Source organism: Actinomadura oligospora ATCC 43269 (assembly GCF_000518265.1).
GTDB lineage: Bacteria > Actinomycetota > Actinomycetes > Streptosporangiales > Streptosporangiaceae > Spirillospora > Spirillospora oligospora.
Map to the genome: position 1 here is coordinate 428,976 of NZ_KI912410.1, position 17,530 is coordinate 446,505.

Genomic DNA, 17,530 nt, shown 5'->3' on the forward strand with positions numbered 1-17,530 from the left:
AACGTGTGCCGCATGTCCGATCAGGGGGAGCGCGGAACGCGCTGGACCGACATGAGCGAGAACGGAGTCGACGGGGAGATGGCGGACGCGCCGACCGGCCCGCTGCCCGCCCAGCCCGCCGAGGGGCGCGCCCCTCGGGCCGCCGCGGAGTCCCCGTCCCGGATGTCGTTCCCCGAGGTCGAGGTGAAGGTCCCCGAGGTCGCGATTCCCGAGCCCACCGGCCGCACCGAGTTCTCCGACCCGGACCCGGTCCCCGCGGAGCCGGACCCCGCGCCCGCGGTGGACGAGGCGCCCGAGTACCACGACGTCTGGGGCAAGGTCGAGGCCCCGCACATGCAGAGGCGCGAGGAGCCGGAGCCCGCCGCCGACGAGGCCGTCCAGGCGTCCGAGGCCCCCGTGGAGCACGCTTCGCGCGCGCAGGCGGCAGAGCGTCCCCGTGAGGCAGAGCGTCCCCGTGAGGCGGCGCGTTCTCATGAGGCGGAGCCCGCCGCGCGTGCGTACGAGGACGCGCCGTCCGTCGAGGCGAAGCTCCCGCAGGAGACCCGCGACCTCGCCGACGTCGTCGGCGCGGTCGAGTTCGACGTCGAGCCGGACGCGCGGCGCCAGGCCGGTGCGGCGTCCGAGGCGTCCGGCCCGTGGTGGCACGACGAGCCGCGCGAGCCCGTCCCCGCGTGGGAGGAGCCCAAGCCGGCGCCCGCGCACGAGCGCGCCCCGTCCGTCCGCGAGGCCATGGGCTCGTCCGCGCCCGAGGGTGGCGTGCGGCCGGTCCACGAGGCGGCGGCCGCGCACGACGACGACGTCAAGGTCGCGCCGATGGACGAGCCGGGCGGCAACGGGAACGCCTGGGAGGGCTCGCTGTTCGAAGGCGGCGGCGACGCGGGTGGCGGCGATGGGCGGTACGCGCCCGTGGCCGACCCGACCGCGGCGTCCGCGACGGCGCGTCCGGGGCGTCCGAGCAGCGGAAACTGGCAGATGCCGGGCTGGATGGCGGACGAGAAGTCGGCCGACGACATGCTGGCCGGGGGCGGCGGGGCGCAGCCGTCCGGGCCGTCCGGCGGGTACGACGACGACTTCGACGGCGGCGGCGGGCGGTCCCGCGTGGCGCTGTTCGGCGGCGTCGGCCTGCTGGTCGTGGCGCTGGTCGCGGCCGGTGGCGTCTACTTCATGCAGCAGAAGAAGGACGCGCCCTCGTCCGGCTCCACCGAGGAACGGCCGGGCCTTCCGGCCGCAGCGCAGAAGCCGCACTCGCCGAAGCCGCAGCTCCCGCCGGAGAAGCCGCTCGCGAAGTTCGCCGGAAAGCCCGGAAAGATCGCCGGACGGGTCGCGGACGCGAAGTCCGGGCTGTCCTACCCGCGGTTCGCCGCGCCCTGGCAGGCGCCGACCAAGAAGAACAAGCTGGGCGTGACCGGGTGGTCGGGCCAGCAGATCCTCGTCACCGAGAGGCACGGCGACCAGATCTGGTACGGCCAGCTGCTGACCGGCACCCTCTCCGCCACGCTCCAGGAGCGCTACAAGGGCCCGGAGAGCCTCAGGGAGATCACGGCGCTCGCCGCCGGCGGCTTCGACAAGGACTACTACGCGTTCCAGCACGACGCGACCCCGCTCGCGTCGCAGGAGCTGATGGTCGGGACGCACAAGGGCTGGCTGGTCGCGCGCTACCTGAAGTACAAGCGGCCCGGCGTCAAGGCGACCGGCGAGGTCGTGATCACCGCCGTGGTCGACACCGGGCGCAAGGCCCCGGCCGTCGTGTTCGCGTCGCTGCCGAACACCAGCCGCAAGCTCTGGCCTGACCTCAACGCCTTCCTGGACGGGCTCAAGGTCACCGCCCCCTGACCGGGATGTCGTGACTCTTCCGCAGGTTCTGGGGCCAGGGCGTGTCTCAAAGTCACCTGGACGCCGCTCGCCACGGGCGCCGACCTTGAGGCACGCCTAGGCGATCGGTGATCGCTCGCCTACGTTGAGGGCATGCGCGAGGAGGAGTTCGAGGACGCCCCCACCGGCCCGCTCCCGCGCGTGCTCCCCGGGGCCGGGCGGCCCGTCGTGGACGGCGTGATGCCGCCGCCGCGTCAGGGCCCGGACGTGGCGTCCGCGCGGGGCGAGGTCTCCGGCGAGCCTGAACGGGACGTCCGGCACGACGCGGCGGGCTCGGGCGAGGCCGTCGCCGATCTGGAGTTCGAGACGGGCGGGTTCTCGCTGCGCTCCGAGGCCGTGGCGATGACCGGGGTCGTGGGCGTGCTGCTGCTCGGACTGGTCGTCGCGCTGCTCTGGCGCTGAGTGCAGGGACAGTCGAATGCCGTTCTAATAAGCTGCTGCTTACTTCCGAGTGGAGAGGTGCGGCCATGGCGATCGGACTCACCGAGGAGCACACGGCGCTCGCCGCGTCCGTGCGGGGACTGGTCGAGCGGCACGGGGTGGAAGCGCAGGCCAGAGCCACCGTGGCGGACGGCCCGGAGCGGCGGCCCGCGTTCTGGGACGCGCTGGCCGGGCAGGGCCTCGCCGGGCTCCACCTGCCCGAGCGGTTCGGCGGCCAGGGCGCGGGGCTGCTGGAACAGGCGGTCGCGTTGGAGGAGCTCGGGCGTGCGCTCGCTCCGGGACCGTACCTGCCGACCGTCCTGGCGTCGGCGATCATCGCGGCAGGTGGTGGGGGAGAGGAGTTGCTCGCCGGTCTGGCGGACGGCTCGCGGACGGCGGCCGTCGCGCTCACCGGAGAACTGACGGAGGACGGCGGGACGGTCGGCCCGGTGCTCGGCGCTCCGCTCGCTGACCTGCTCGTTCTTCCTCTGGGGGAGGGGCGGTGGGTGGTCGTGGACGCTGACGACGCCGAAATCGAGCCGCTCGAATCGCTCGATCTGACGCGTCCGGTCGGGCGGGTCACGGTCGCGGGGCCCGTCGCGGGGGATCCGGGCCGGGTGATCGAGGGCGTGGACGGGCACGCGCTCGCGACCGTCCTGCTGGGCGCGGAGGCGTGCGGGGTCGCGGCGCGCGCGTTGGACGACGCGGTGGCCTACGCCAGGCTGCGCGAGCAGTTCGGACGTCCGATCGGAAGGTTCCAAGGGGTCAAGCACCGGTGCGCCCGGATGCTGATCGCCCTCGAACAGGCCCGCGCCACGGTCTGGGACGCCGCCCGCGTCCTGGCCGAGGACGACCCTGACCAGCGCGCCCTGGCCCTCGCCGTGGCCGGTGCGCTCGCCGCCGACGCGGCTGTGACCTGCGCGGAGGGCAACATCCAGGTGCACGGCGGGGTCGGCTACACCTTCGAGCACGACGCGCATCTGGTGTACCGGCGGGCGCTCACGCTGCGGGCCCTGCTGGGACGCGCGAGCCGCGCCCGCGCGAAGATCGCGGAACTTGCCGTCCGGGGCGTGCGCCGCGAGAGGGACATCGAGCTTCCGGACGACGCGGCGTCGATGCGCGCCGGGATCCGGACGCGGGTGCGCGAGCTGTCCTCGATGGACGTCATCGAGCGGATCTCGGCGATGGCCGACGAGGGCTGGGTGACGCCGCACCTGCCGAGGCCCTGGGGACGCGACGCGGGGCCGCTGGAGCAGATCGTCATCCAGCAGGAACTGCGCGCGGCGAACGTCCGGCCGGTCCCGTTGATGATCGCCGCGTGGGTCGTGCCGTCGCTGGTCCAGTACGGGACCGAGGGGCAGCAGAAACGGTTCCTGCGGCCGACGCTGCGCGGCGAGATCCTGTGGTGCCAGCTGTTCAGCGAGCCGGGGGCGGGCAGCGACCTCGCGAGCCTGACCACGCGCGCGGAGCGCGTCGAGGGCGGCTGGTCGCTCAGCGGGCAGAAGATCTGGACGTCCCTCGCGCGCGAGGCCCAGTGGGGCATCTGCCTCGCCCGGACGGATCCGGATCGTCCGAAACACGACGGGATCACCTACTTCCTCGTGGACATGGCGTCGCCGGGGATCGAGATCCGGCCGTTGCGCGAGTGCACGGGCGACGCGGTGTTCAACGAGGTCTTCCTGGACGGCGTGTTCGTGCCGGACGAGCTGGTCGTCGGGAACGTGAACGAGGGCTGGCGGGTCGCGCGCAACACCCTCGCGAACGAGCGCGTGGGCCTGACCAGTTCTTTCCAGCTGGGCGGTGACCTGCGGAAACTCGTGAAGGTGGCGGGGGAGCTGGGCGTCGCGGACGACCCGGTCGTCCGGGACGAGGTGGGTCGGCTCGCCGCCGAGGAGCACGCGTTCGGGCTGCTCGGGCTGCGTGCGACGCTGAAGCAGATCAGCGGCACCGACCCGGGCGCGACGGCGAACGTCCGGAAGCTGGTCGCGATGGAGCACGGGCAGCGCGTCACCGAGTACGGTTTCACCCTGCTGGACGCCGAGGGCGCGCTGACCGGCGGCTGGAAGGACGACCTGCGCCGCCGCTGGACCCGCCACCTGCTCGCGTCCCGGGCGATGTCGATCGGCGGCGGGACGACCGAGGTCAACCTGAACGTGATCGGCGAGCGGATCCTCGGCCTGCCGCGCGACTGAGCGGCTCCCGGGGCGGCTAACATGAAGATCTTTCATGTCGTCGTCCCGGAGGTGCCGCAGTGGAGCTGGGCCGGAAAATCGTCCTGATCACGGGGGCGTCGTCGGGGATCGGCGCGGCGTCGGCCCGCGCGTTCGCCCGCGCGGGCGCGACGGTCGCGCTGGTCGCCCGCTCGAAGGACCGCCTGGACGAGCTCGCCGCCGAACTCGACGGCCAGGCGCGCGTTTTTCCGTGCGACCTCGCCGACCCGGACGCCGTCGTCGATCTGGCCGCCCGCGTCCGCGCCGAGCTCGGCGTCCCGGACGTGATCGTGAACAACGCGGGCGCGGGCCGCTGGCTGTTCGTGGACGAGTCGACCCCGCACGACTTCCGCGACATGGCCGCCGTCCCGTACCTGGCGGCGGGCTACGTGACCACGGCGTTCGCCGCCGACATGGTCCGCCGGGGGAGCGGCCGGATCGTCGTGGTCAACTCGCCGGTCTCGCGGGCCACCTGGCCGGGCGCGTTCGGCTACGCCGCCGCCCGCTGGGGCCTGCGCGGCCTGGTCGCCGCGCTGCGCGTCGACCTGCGGGGCACGGGTGTGGGCGTCACCGAGATCGTCCCGGGCAAGGTGTCCAGCGACTACTTCGCGAACAACCCGGGCTCGGAGGAGCGGATCCCGGGCATCTCGGCGGTCATCCCGACCGTCACGCCGGAGCAGGTCGCGGGGGCCCTGGTGGCGGCGGTCCGCCGCGACCGCGCGCGCACCGCGCTTCCGCTGATGATGCGGCTGACCATGGCGCAGGCGTGGCTGGCCCCGAGCCTCACGCACCGGCTGATGTCCCTCACCGGCGCGAAGCGTTCCTGACGGGAGCGTTTCGGGCCGCGTGCCTGGCGGCCCCCCGCCGGCGGGAACGTTCCGGGCGGTTCGTCCTTGCGGATCCGATAACGTCCGGACGGGATGACTGACGGGACGACCGCGCGCACCCGGCACGGGGCCGCCGCGCTGACCGGCCTGGTCCTGGGCCTGCTGGCGCTCGGACCCGGCCTCGCGCGGGGATTCCTGCTGTCCTACGACATGGTCGCCGTGCCGCGCCAGCCGCTCACGGCCATGACCTTCGGGCTGACCGGGACCCTGCCCCGGCACGTTCCGAGCGACGTGTTCGTGGCGGCCCTGTCGGCCGTCCTGCCCGGTGACCTGGTGCAGAAGGCCCTGCTCCTGGCCGTCTTCGTGCTCGGCTGCGCGGGTGCGGCGGCGCTGGTGCCCACGCGGCGGCTGCTTCCGCGCCTCGCGGCCGGGGTCTGCTACGTCTGGAATCCGTACGTGGCGGAGCGGCTCGTCCTGGGGCACTGGGCGCTGCTGCTCGGGTACGCGGCGCTGCCCTGGGCCGTCGCCGCCGCGTCCACGGGTGAGGCGAAACGGGTCGCGCGGGCGCTCGTGCCCGCGGCGATCGGCGGCTTCGCCGCGATGGCGATCGCGGGCCTGCCCACGCTCGCGATCGCCGCCTCCGCGCGCGGTGGCGTCTCCACCCGCAGTGGTGTCTCCGCGCGCGGTGGTGCCTCCGCCCGAGGTGGGGCGTCCGTGCGGGGTGGTGGGTCCGCCTCGGGTGGCCTGTCCGGACCGTGGAAGCGGTGGGGGCGGGGGGTGGCCGGGGTCGTCGCCGTGGTCGTCGGGTCGAGTCTGCCGTGGCTGGTGACGGGGTGGTTGCGGCCGTCGGGGGTGCCGGGCGCGCCGTCCGCCGTGGACGCGTTCGCGCCGCGCGCGGACACGCCCTTCGGCGCGCTCGGAAGCCTGCTGCTCACCGGCGGGGTGTGGAACGCCGAGGTCGTGCCCAAGGGGTACGGCTCGGGCGTCCTGGTGTTCTGCTGGGCGTCGCTCGTGGTGGCGGCGCTCGCCGCCTTCGCCGGACGGGTGTGGCGTGCCGACCGTCCTGCCTGGGGAGTCGGGCTCGCGGTCGCGGCTGTGCTCGGGTTCGGGGTGGCGGCGTTCGGTGTCGTCGCCGCGCCCGCGCTCAAGGGCCTGATCGAACTCTGGTCCGGGTTCGCCGTGTTGCGGGACGGCCAGCAGTACACCGCGCCGCTCGTGCTGGTCATCGCGATCGGGGCCGGGCTGGTCGCGGATGTTCTGGTCAGGCTCGTCCAGCCGCGTGAGAAGGAGGGGGCGGACGCGTTGGCGGGCGGCGTCGCGGTCGTGGTCGCGGTGCTGCCGGTGGTGCTGCTGCCGTCGCTGGCGCTGGGCGCGGGCGGACGGCTTCGTCCGGTCGAGTACCCGGACGGCTGGGACAAGGCGCGCGCGATCGTCCGAGACGACCCTGTCCGCGGGGATGTGCTTGTCCTTCCGTGGGCGACATACCGTGCTTACCCCTGGAACGGGGGGCGGACGTCGCTGGACGCGCTGCCCCGCTACCTCGGCCGCCGGGTCGTCACGCGGGACGCCGTGGTGGTCGGCTCCACGACCGTCCCGGCGGAGGACCCGGTGGCGCGGAGACTCGATCCGGTGGTGGCGGGCGGCGGGCCGCTCGTGCCCGCGCTGCGGGAGGCGGGCGTCCGGTACGTCGCGGTGGACGCCGAGACCGGCCCGGACGCGCCGTGGCGCGCGAGGCTCGCGGGGGCGGAGACGATGGTGTCCGGATCCGGCCTCGTCCTCTACCGGATCCCGGATCCGGCGCGTCCGGACGAGGCCCGCGCGCCGCTCCTCCCGACCGCATTGTCGTGGATTGTCATGGTTACGTTGATCGCCTGGTCATTTGTCACCCAGGGCACTACTGTGACGAGACACATCCCCCGCATCCCCCGACGTGGAAGGGCCCCCTGATGCGCATAGCGATCGCTGCCATCGCGGGCACGCTGCTGGCGCTGCTGACCTCGGTGAGCGTGGTGCACTACACCAACGCCTCGCAGGAGTCCCCGGTGATCAAGCCGCTGTACAACTACGGCTCCCGGTAGGCCTCGCGCCGCCCCCGCGATGGCCGTCCCCACGCCCCCGCCGTCCGGCGCGCGTCCTGCCCTCGAGGTGGTCGTGCCCGCCTTCAACGAGGCCGTCCGGCTCCCGGGCGGCCTGGACGCGCTGGGCGCGCGGCTCGCCGAACTGCCGGTCACCGCGTCGGTGCTGGTCGTGGACAACGGCAGCACCGACGGGACGGCCCGGATCGCCGCGGCCTGGCGCGGGCCGGTCCCGGTCCGCGTGATCGACTGTCCCGAGCGCGGGAAGGGCGCGGCCGTCCGCGCCGGTCTGCTCGCCACGAGCGCCCGGTACGTGGGGTTCTGCGACGCCGACATGGCGACCGACCTGTCCGGCCTGGACGACGCGTTCGCGCTGCTCCGCGACGGCCACCCGGTGGTGGTCGGGTCGCGCCGCCACCCGTCCTCGCTGGTGGAGGACTACAGCCATCCGCTCCGCAAGGTCGGGGCGATCGTGTTCAACCGGCTCACCCGCGACCTGGCGGGCGGGGTGACCGACACCCAGTGCGGGTTCAAGTTCTTCGCCGGTCCGCTCGTCCGGGCGGCGGCGGCCGACCTCACGACCAGCGGGTTCGCGTTCGACGTCGAGCTGCTGATGCACTGCGCGCGGCGCGGCGCGGAGATCACCGCGATCCCCGTCCGCTGGCGGGACGTGCCGGGCTCGACGTTCTCGGTGCGGCGGCACTCCGCGCGCTGCCTGCGCGACGTGGTGGCCATCCGGCTGTCCGCGCGCCGCCCGGTTCCGGCTCCCGCCCCGGCTCCGCTCCCGGCCGAGGCCGCGGGGGTGGTGGCGCTGCCGCTCACCGAGATCAGCGGGGCCGGGTCCGGATGAGCGACGACGTCCGCGGCCTGCGCGTGGCGATCGTGAACTGGCGTGACCCCGCGCATCCGGCGGCCGGGGGCGCGGAGCGGTACGCGTGGGAGCTCGCCCGCCGGTTCGCCGCCCGTGGCGCCCGCGTCACCTACGTCACCTGCCGCGCGCCCGGCCAGGCGCGCCGCGAACGCGTGGACGGCGTCGACCTCGTCCGGCTGGGCGGCCGGTTCACCGTGTATCCGCTGGTCCTGGCCTGGATGCTGGCGCACAGGCGGCGCTTCGACGCCGTCCTGGACTGCCAGAACGGCATCCCGTTCTTCACGCCGTGGGCGCTGCCGCGCCGCGTCCCGGTGTTCTGCGCGATCTTCCATGTGCACGACGAGCAGTTCGGGATGTACTTCCCGGCCTGGCTCGCCTGGATCGGCCGGACGCTGGAGGGCCCGGTCGCGCGCCGGACGTACCGTCGGCACGCCTGCACCGCGATCTCGCCGACCACGGTCGAGGCGCTGCGGACGCGGCTCGACTGGACGGGCCCGATCTACCTCGTCCCGGTCGGCGTGGACACGCCGCCCGCCGGCCGGGTGGAGCGGCGGACGCCCGATCCGTCCGCGCCGAGGCTGGTGTGCGTGACCCGGCTCGTCCCGCACAAGCGCGCCGGACTGCTGCTCGACCTGGTCGAACGCGTCCTGCCGGAGCGTCCGGGGCTGCGGCTCCGGATCATCGGGCGCGGTCCCGATCAGGACCGGCTCGCCGCCGAGATCGAGGCGCGCGGGCTCGGCGACGCGGTCGAGCTGCTCGGGTTCGTCCCGGAGGACGAGAAGGCCGCCGTGGTCGCGGACGCCGACCTGCACCTGAGCGCGTCGCGCGGCGAGGGCTGGGGCCTGGTCGTCGCGGAGGCCGCCGCGCTGGGCGTCCCGACGATCGCCTACGACGTGGACGGCCTGCGCGACGCGGTCCGGGACGGCACGACCGGCTGGCTCGCCGCCGACACCGGCGACGCGGCCGAGCTCGTCCACACCCTCGACCGGGCGCTGAAGGAGCTCGCCGACCCCGTCCGCCGGGACGCGGTCGCGGACGCCTGCCGCGCCTGGGCGGCCGAGTTCGACTGGGAGCACACCGCGGACCGCATGGCCGCGCTGGTCGCCGCGTCCGTCCGCCGCGGGACGAGCGGCACGGGCACCATGACCGGCGAGGCCGGTGCGGACGCACAGGTCGTGCGCCGGTACCGTGACGGTCACCTCCGGGTCGTGGAGGGCCCGGTCCGGGACGAGCTGCTGGAGGCGGGCGAGGCGGAACCGGTGCGGCCCGCCACGCCGCTCGAGCGCCTGCTCGGCCGCGTCGAGCCCGGCGTCGGCGGTGGGGACGTCTCCGGCCGCTGACCCGGCGGACGGCGAGGGTTCACAGGTCCGGGGAGGGCGCTTTGGTGGTCGGCGACTCGTCCGCGACCGTGCCCGACGGCGTCCCGATCGTGCCGGACGGCGTGTCGGTGGTGCCCGCCGAGGCCGACGTCGATCCCCGCCTGCGCGACCGCATCCGCGTGCTCGTCTGCTGCCTGGCGCTGACCGCCCTCGCCGTCTGCACGAAGCCCGGCCTGCTGCTCGCCGACACCAAGATCGACATGGTGCTGGACCCCGGCGCGTTCCTCGGCCGGGCGCTGCACCTGTGGGACGCCGAGCAGTTCGGCCAGCTGCAGAACCAGGCGGCGGGCTACTTCGTCCCGATGGGTCCGTTCTACTGGCTCGGGCACGCGGCCGGGATGCCGCCCTGGATCGTCCAGCGGCTGTGGTTCGCGCTGCTGATGTGCGCGGCGCTGCTCGGCGTGCGGGCGCTCGCGGCGCGGCTGGAGATCGGCGGCCCGGCGGCGCGGCTCGCGGCGGGGACGGCGTACGCGCTCAGCCCGCACGCGCTGTCCGCGCTGGGCCAGAACTCGTGGGAGTACCTGCCGCTCGCGATGCTGCCGTGGACGGTCGTCCCGCTCGTGACGGCCGTCCGGCGGGACGGTGGCCGGATCCGTGCCGCCGCCCGGTCCGGCCTGGCCGTCGGGCTGTGCGGCGGCATCAACGGCACGGCGACGGTGGCGGTGCTGACCGTTCCGTTCCTGTTCCTGCTGACCCGTCCGCGCGGGACGCGCCGCTTCCGCCTGCTCGCCTGGTGGACGGCCGCCATGGCGGTCGCGGTCGGGTGGTGGCTCGTGCCGCTCGTCCTGACCGGGAAGTACGGCTTCTCCTGGCTCGGCTACACCGAGCAGGCCGACACGACCACCGCGACGACCGGCCTGGTGGACGTCCTGCGCGGCACCGAACGCTGGATCAACTACCTGCCGTCGGCGCCGCCCGTCGGGTCCGCGCTGGCCGGGCACGCCTGGCTGGTCGTGGTCACGGCCGTCCTGGCCGCGCTGGGGCTCGCGGGGCTCGTCCGCCGCGACCTGCCCGACCGGACGTTCCCGCTGCTGGTGCTGCTCGGCGGGGTCGCGATCGTCGCGGCCGGGCACGCGAGCCGGATCGGCGGCCCGCTCGCCCCGCACCTCCGCGACCTGCTGGACGGCCCGCTCGCGCCGCTCCGCAACCTGTACAAGTTCGACGGGATGATCCGGCTGCCGCTCGCGCTCGGCATCGCGCATCTGCCCGGCACGCTGCGGAAACGCAACCTGCGGGTCGGTGTGATCGCGGCGGTGGGCGTGACGCTGCTCGCCGTCGCGACGCCCGCGATGGCGAACGGCCTGGCCGCGCCCGGCGGCTTCCCGGAGGTTCCCAAGTACTGGCGGGACGCGGCGTCCTGGCTGAACACGCGCGCCGGGGCGCGGTCCGTGCTGGCGCTGCCGGGCTCGCGGACGGGCGACTACACCTGGGGACGGCCGATGGACGACGTCGTCCAGCCGCTGCTGCGGACGCGCTGGGGCGCGCGGCAGATGGTCCCGCAGGGGTCGCCGGGGTACGCGCGGATGCTGGACGCGATCGACCAGCGCGTCGCGGCGGGCCGGGGCTCGTCCGGGCTGACCGAGGTTCTGGCCAGGTCGGGGGTGCGGTACCTGCTCGTCCGGAACGACCTCACGCGGGACGACCTGGCCGGAGCCTGGCCCGCCCGCGTCCACCAGGCCCTCGACGGCTCGCCGGGCCTGAGGCGGGTCGCGTTCTTCGGCTTCCAGCCCGGGGGCTGGAACGACGACGCCGTGAGCGCGCGTGACCAGCCATACCCGGCGGTCGAGATCTACCAGGTGGACGGCGCGCAGGCGGCGGCCGGGCTGGTCGACGCGGCCGATCCGGTCCGGCTGCGCGGAGCGTCGGAGGGCCTGCTCGACCTGGCCGACGCCGGTGCCCTCCAGGGCCGTCCGGTGCTGGTCGGGGACGACGCGTCCGATCTCGGCGGGACGCCCGTCGCGTCCGACGCCGCGCGGCTGCGTGACCGGTCGCGATCGGAGATCCGCACGCAGATCGGCCCGACGCTGACGGCCGGGAGCAGGCCGGACACCTCCGGCGGGCTCGGCCCGGACCCCGGCGACCCGGCCTGGGACGACGCGCGGACCGTCGCCGAGTACACCGGGATCAAGGACGTCACGGCCTCGTCCTCGGCCGCCGACCCCGGCACGCCGTCCGGGATCGAGGACCCGTCCGCGCTGCCCTTCGCCGCCGTCGACTCCGACCCGGACAGCCAGTGGATCACCGGCGGGACGCGCGGGCCGGTCGGCCAGTGGTTGCGCGCCGACCTCCCGTCGGCCCTCGACCCGGGCTCGCTCCAGGTCACCTTCACCCGCAACGACCTGCTCGGACCGGCTCCGGCGCGGGTCGCGGTCGAGACCGAGCGCGGCACGCGGGAGCAGGACGTCCGTCCGGTCGCGGGCGCGCAGACGCTGACGGCCCCGCCCGGCCCGACGTCCTGGATCCGGCTGCGGATCGTCGCGGTCGCCGGGACGCCGGGCGAGGGGGCGCGGGTAGGAGTCCGCGACCTGTCGATCCCGGGTGTCACCGCCGAGCGCTATCTGCGGCTACCCGCCGTCCCGGGGGCGGGCGCGACGGTGCCCCAGCTGATGAGCCGGGTGACGCCGCCGCGACCGGAGTGCATGCGCGGTTCGTCCCGCTGGGTCTGCTCGCCCGACCTGGCGCGCGGCGACGAGGACGGCGCGACCCTCCGCCGCGTCTTCACCGGCCACGGCGGCGCCGCCGCGATCACCGGACGGGCCGTCGTCACCGACCCGGCCCTGGTCGACAGGCTGACCCGGACCCGCGGCGAGACCCGCACGGCGGCCAGTTCGACCTGGACGAAGGAGGCCCCGGCCCAGCCTCGCGCCGCCATCGACGGCGACCCCGCGACCACCTGGATCGCGGCGGGCGACGACAAGCGGCCGTCGCTGACCCTCGCTTGGGGGCGCAAGCTGAAGGTGAGCGAGCTGAAAGTGATCCGGCCCCCGGGCGCGCGGTCCGCGATGACGGTGACCGTCCTCGGCGCGCGCGGCGCGGTCCGTGAGGGCCTGCTCGACGGGGACGGGCGGCTGCGGTTCGCGCCGATGCGGACCGATCGGGTGACGCTGCGGTTCGTGACGTCCCAGGTGCCCGTCCAGGTGTCGGAGGTGGCGATCCCGGGCGTCCCGGCGCTGCCCGAGCCCGGCTCCCGGCCGTTCACGACGTCCTGCGGCATCGGCCCTGACCTCACGGTGAACGGCCGCACGGTCAAGACGCGGATCTCCGGGACGGCGGCCGACCTGCTCGCCGGACGTCCGGTCGCCTTCCGGGCCTGCCGCGCGGTCCGGCTGGCGAACGGCGACAACCGCGTCAGCGCCGGTGGCCACCTCCGCGTCGACTCGCTGACCGTCGACCCGGGCGGCGCGCTCGCCGCCGTCCGGCCCGGACGGACGAGCCCGGTCACCGTCCAGTCCTGGGGCGCGGGCGAGCGGCGGCTCCAGGTGAACGCTGCGCGCAAGTCCATCCTGGTAGTGAACGAGAACTTCAACACGGGCTGGGTCGCGAAGACCGCTAACGGCGGTGAACTCCGTCCGGTCCGCCTGGACGGCTGGCGGCAGGGCTTCGAGGTCCCCGCCGGAACGTCCGGGACGATCACCCTCCGGTACAAGCCCGACACCGCCTACCGGACCGCGCTGTTCGGCGGCCTCGCCCTGCTCGCGCTGCTCGTCCCGATCTCGGTCCGCCGCCCGCGACGCGTCGATCCGCCTCCGCCCGCCGCCGTCCCCGCCACGGCCCCCGCCGGACGCACGGCCCGGACGCTCCGCGTCGTCGCCCCGGCCGGTCTCGCCGCAGCCCTCGGATTCTGGCTGGCGGGTCCGCTCGGATTGGGCGTCGCGGCGGCGTCCGCGCTGGTCGGAGCCGTGCCGCAGTGGTCCGGCGGACGGGCGGCCCGGCACGTCCGGTCGGCCTGGATCGCCGCGTTCTTCATGCTCGTCGGCGGTGTCTCCGTCGCCGTCGCGGCCTGGCTGACCCAGCACGGCATGCGCGCGGACCTGTTGCCCGTGCTCCGGGACGTCCTGCCGCAGATCTGCGGGCTGATCGTCCTCGGACGGCTCGCCGCAGCCCTCACCGCCCCGGAGGCCCCCGACACCTGGCTCGCGGACGGCGTCGCGCTGAGCTGGTCGGCCGCCGCGCCGGGATCAGCGTCCGGCGACGGCCTCACCCGTCCGGACGCGACGCGTGGTTAGCCGCCCGCCCAGCTTCCGGATCGGTTCCTCGATCGCGTAGTAACTCACGGTCGCAACGGCGACGGTCAGCGCGAGGCAGACCGGGAAGTCGGTCAGCAGGTCACCGGTGAACGGCGCGTGGTCGGTGAGGTCGAACCACACGAAGATCACCACGAACTGCCAGAGGAAGAGCCCGTACGAGATCCGGCCGAGGAACGCCAGCACCGGGTTGCCGAGGACGCGCCCGGCCAGCCGGTCGCCTGCCGGGGCCAGCGCCGCCGGGGCGACCAGCAGCAGCGCGACCAGCCCGTACAGGACGACGCTGAACCCCGTCGTCCAGGCGTTGGTCGAGTTCAGCCGCGAGATCCCCGTGACCGGCGTGGACGCGATGGCGTACACGAGGACGCACGCCGCCCAGCACATCGCGGCCGAGGCGGCGACCGTCCGCGCGAACCGGGCCGCCGGGCCGAGCGGTGAGGCGTTCGCCCAGACCGTCACGACCGCAAGCGCCATCCCGGCGCCGAACCATCCGAGGTACTGCGGAAGCAGGCTGCCCCAGTACGCCGGGTTGGACGCCCGGAGCACCGCGACCGCGTACACAACCGACCCCACGGACATCGCGCCCAACGCATAGAGCAACCGCCGAGCACGCAGGTCAACGGACGTGCCGCGCCGCGCCCACCGGTCTAGCAGGAAGGCCAGCGCAGGCAGCGCCACATAGAAGGACGCCTCGACGCACAGACTCCACATCTGCCCCAGGCCCTTGGGGCCCAGATGGTCCGTCCACCACGGATGCATGTCGAAGCCGTAGGTGAGCGTCGCGAGACCGACCATGCTCGGGACGTCCGACAAGTGGTCACGGCTGTACATGCCGATCGCGACCGCCATGACGACCCAGTAAGCGGGCATGAGCCGCAGCAGCCGCCGCCACAGGTATTTACCCGTGCCTGGCGAACGGTTCTGCCCCAGTACGGCAGCCGCCCAAGGCCGGTACAGCAACAGCCCGGACAACACGAAAAAGATCGGCACCCCGACTTCGCCCCGGGACAGCAACCTCGTCATAGCGGTCGGCTCTTTGGTCAGGTATCCGGTGCTCGCGGCCACGTGGAACAGCAGAACCATCAGCGCCGCGATGGCCCGGACGCCGTCCAGCGCGTCCTGCCGCCCGGAGATCACCGGCAGCCGGGAGACCGCGGGCGCGGGGGAAGAAGCCGTCGCCGTCACGAGCGCCCCCTCCCGCCATCGCGCGCGCCCACGAGCAGCCCGGCCGTCTCGGTCGCCTTGAGGACGATCACCCCGGCGGCCACGACCGGGGAGCTCAGCAGCGGAAGCCGCCGCAGCGTCCCGCCGCGCCCGAACGACCGCGCGGTCGGACGTGCCCGGTAGGCGGGCAGCCAGCGTCCGTAGTACCGCCGCTTCCGGTAGGCGGACCGCAGCGTCAGGCGGCCCTCGTCGTGCAGGACGCCCGAGGCCGTCCGGCCGATCGCGCGTCCGGTCGCGGCGACCCGGTCGGCGAGGTCCCAGTCCTCGAAGGCGCTGAGGCCCTCGTCGTAGCCGCCGACGTCGGCGAGCGCCGTCCGGCGGAAGATCCGTGCCGCCTCCACGGCGGGATCGCCCAGGTAGGCGTGCTTCTCCACGGCCCGCGCCCGGGCCCAGAACCCCTGCCCGAACGACTCCTCGGGGATGACCAGCCCGCCGAGCCCGGGGTCGGCCCCGAACGCCTCGGCGGCCTCGGCGGCGACCCCCTCGGAGAGGACCATGTCCGAGTCGACGAACGCCACGACGTCCCCGGACGCCGCCCGCCACCCCAGGTTCCGCTGCGCGCTGCGCTCCGGCCCGCCCGCGAGCACCGTGTCCGCGTACGCGGCGGCGATCTCCGGTGTCCCGTCCGCGGACGCGTTGTCCACGACGATCACCTCGACCGGGACGGTCTGCGCGCGCAGCGAGACCAGGCAGCGCTCCAGCGTCCGCGCGGAGTCGCGGGTCGGGACCACGACGGTCACACGGACGGTGCCGCGCGGGATGTCACATGGAGTGCTCAGCGTGACCTCCCGGGGTGGACGTGTCGGAGCAGGCTAGCCCGGATCATCCCGATTCGGGACGGCGCCCTCCCACCCTCCGCCCTGATCCGGGACGGCGGCCGTCCACCCGCTTCCGCCCAGGCCAGCCTCCGGGGGAGCAGGGACGACAGTCCTCCCGCCACGACCAGGGCCGCCACGGCGACCAGCAGCGTCCGGGCGGTCGCGTCCGGCCCGGCGACGGCGTCCCCGGAGTAGAAGGCGATCCCGGCGACCGCGACCCCGAGCACGCCCGCGAACTGCGTGACCGAGTTGTAGACCCCGGACGCCGCGCCCGACGCGTCCGCCGGGACGTCCGCGAGCACGGCGTTGGCCAGCACCGGAAGCGCCAGCCCCATCCCGACCCCGGCGAGCGCCAGCCCCGGAACCAGATGCCAGGGACGAAGATCGTCCCCGACCCCCGCGAACACCCAGGCGACCAGCCCGACCCCGCACGCCATCACGAGCACACCCGTCCGGACGAAGGCGCGGGCGCGCGGCGGACCGAGCCGGTGCGTGGGCTGGGCGGTGAGGGCCATCCCGGCGGGCCAGGCCGCCCCGGTCAGCGCGACCCGCAGCGGCGACCAGCCGAGCCCGGACTGGAGTCCCCAGGTCAGCGCGATGAAACAGGCCGCGACCGCCCCGAACATCGCCGTGGTCAGCACCAGCCCGGCGGCGAACGAACGCCGCCGCAGCAACGACGGCGGGACGAGCGGACTGAGCCCGCGCCGCTCCCGCCGCGCCTCCAGCACCCCGAACGCCACCAGCGCCGGGAGGCTAGCCCCCGCCAGGAACAAGCTCCACAGCGGCCACCCGGAAGCCCGCCCCTGGACGAGCGGCAACGTCAGCGCAAGAGCGGCGGCGCTCACCAGCAGCACCCCGGCCACGTCCAGCCGAGGCGGCGGCGAGGCGCGCGAGTCGTCCATCCAGCGGTCGACGCCGAGCAGCGCCACCAGCCCGACCGGGACGTTCACCAGGAAGATCGCCCGCCAGCCGAGTCCGGCGACGTCGTAGTGCAGCAGGATCCCGCCGAGCAGCGGCCCGCCGACCTGCGCGACGCCGAGCAGCATCCCGTACAGGGTGAACGCGCGGGCACGGGCCCGTCCGGGCGGGAACTGGACGTTGATCACCGACAGCGTCTGCGGGACCATCGCCCCCGCGAACACGCCCTGGGCGGCCCGCGCCGCGATCAGCGCGGCGGGGGACTGCGCCGCCCCGGCCGCCCACGAGGCGAAGACGAACCCCGCCAGCCCGATCAGCAGCACGCGCCGCCGCCCGAGGATGTCCCCGAGCCGTCCACCCGTGACCAGCAGCGACGCGTAGGCGAGGGCGTACGCCGACACCGTCCACTGGCCGAGCGCGGGACCGGCGTGCAGATCGTCCTGGATCCGGGGCAGCGCGACGTTCACGACCGTCACGTCCACCAGGTCCATGAAGGCGGCCGTCAGCGCCGCGAGCAGCGCGAGCCACCGGCGCTCCGGCAGGTGCGGGCGCAGGCTCACGGGACGCCTGGGAGACGGGTCATGTGGGGGTTCCTGCCAGGGGCCTGGGACGGGGGGTGAGGGACGTCTGATCCTGTAGGGTAACCGGACATGCCGGGCCTGAGGGCCTGGT

Annotated in this window: 12 protein-coding genes; 9 read left to right on the forward strand and 3 right to left on the reverse strand. The window is 74.8% G+C overall.

Features of this window, described 5'->3' with window-relative positions:
- Positions 1-12 precede the first annotated feature (12 nt).
- The 9 genes from P696_RS0133595 (at position 13) to P696_RS49850 (ending at position 13,880) form a co-directional block, all read left to right on the forward strand.
- The gene (locus P696_RS0133595) at positions 13-1,833 is read left to right on the forward strand and encodes a hypothetical protein (RefSeq protein WP_026415759.1); all 1,821 of its coding nucleotides are present in this window, start codon (positions 13-15) and stop codon (positions 1,831-1,833) included.
- Between the two features lie 132 nt (positions 1,834-1,965).
- On the forward strand, positions 1,966-2,274 hold the full coding sequence (locus tag P696_RS0133600; RefSeq protein ID WP_026415760.1) for a hypothetical protein: 309 nt from the start codon (positions 1,966-1,968) through the stop codon (positions 2,272-2,274).
- Between the two features lie 65 nt (positions 2,275-2,339).
- Entirely contained in the window at positions 2,340-4,484 is a 2,145-nt protein-coding gene (locus tag P696_RS0133605) for an acyl-CoA dehydrogenase family protein (protein WP_026415761.1), read from the forward strand.
- Positions 4,485-4,543: 59 nt separating this feature from the next.
- Complete coding sequence (locus P696_RS0133610; protein ID WP_026415762.1) at positions 4,544-5,329, forward strand: SDR family NAD(P)-dependent oxidoreductase; 786 nt, start codon at positions 4,544-4,546, stop codon at positions 5,327-5,329.
- A 93-nt stretch (positions 5,330-5,422) separates the two neighbouring features.
- Positions 5,423-7,276 carry an MmpA family trehalose lipid delivery protein gene (locus P696_RS49840; RefSeq protein WP_034488272.1) on the forward strand — a complete coding sequence of 618 codons (1,854 nt, stop codon included), beginning with the start codon at positions 5,423-5,425 and terminating at the stop codon, positions 7,274-7,276.
- Entirely contained in the window at positions 7,276-7,407 is a 132-nt protein-coding gene (locus P696_RS58935; protein ID WP_281175016.1) for a hypothetical protein, read from the forward strand. Before P696_RS49840 ends, P696_RS58935 begins: the two co-directional genes overlap by 1 nt.
- A gap of 73 nt (positions 7,408-7,480) precedes the next feature.
- The gene (locus P696_RS49845) at positions 7,481-8,254 is read left to right on the forward strand and encodes a glycosyltransferase (RefSeq protein WP_245627915.1); all 774 of its coding nucleotides are present in this window, start codon (positions 7,481-7,483) and stop codon (positions 8,252-8,254) included.
- Positions 8,251-9,615: a glycosyltransferase family 4 protein gene (locus P696_RS0133630; protein ID WP_034488278.1), complete on the forward strand. Its 1,365-nt coding sequence runs from the start codon at positions 8,251-8,253 to the stop codon at positions 9,613-9,615. Before P696_RS49845 ends, P696_RS0133630 begins: the two co-directional genes overlap by 4 nt.
- A 44-nt stretch (positions 9,616-9,659) precedes the next feature.
- Positions 9,660-13,880: an alpha-(1->3)-arabinofuranosyltransferase domain-containing protein gene (locus tag P696_RS49850; protein WP_051468473.1), complete on the forward strand. Its 4,221-nt coding sequence runs from the start codon at positions 9,660-9,662 to the stop codon at positions 13,878-13,880.
- On the opposite strand, the gene P696_RS49855 is transcribed toward P696_RS49850, so the two are convergent.
- From P696_RS49855 to P696_RS49860, 3 genes are read right to left on the reverse strand one after another with little or no spacing between them, the layout of a single operon-like run.
- The gene (locus P696_RS49855; RefSeq protein WP_051468474.1) at positions 13,833-15,083 is read right to left on the reverse strand and encodes an acyltransferase family protein; all 1,251 of its coding nucleotides are present in this window, start codon (positions 15,081-15,083) and stop codon (positions 13,833-13,835) included. The two genes, P696_RS49850 and P696_RS49855, sit on opposite strands and share 48 nt — an antisense overlap.
- Positions 15,080-15,862, reverse strand: a complete 783-nt coding sequence (locus P696_RS0133645) for a glycosyltransferase family 2 protein (RefSeq protein WP_245627916.1) — start codon at positions 15,860-15,862, stop codon at positions 15,080-15,082. Before P696_RS0133645 ends, P696_RS49855 begins: the two co-directional genes overlap by 4 nt.
- 35 nt (positions 15,863-15,897) lie before the next feature.
- Positions 15,898-17,418, reverse strand: a complete 1,521-nt coding sequence (locus P696_RS49860; RefSeq protein WP_064744179.1) for an MFS transporter — start codon at positions 17,416-17,418, stop codon at positions 15,898-15,900.
- Between the last annotated feature and the right edge of the window lie 112 nt (positions 17,419-17,530).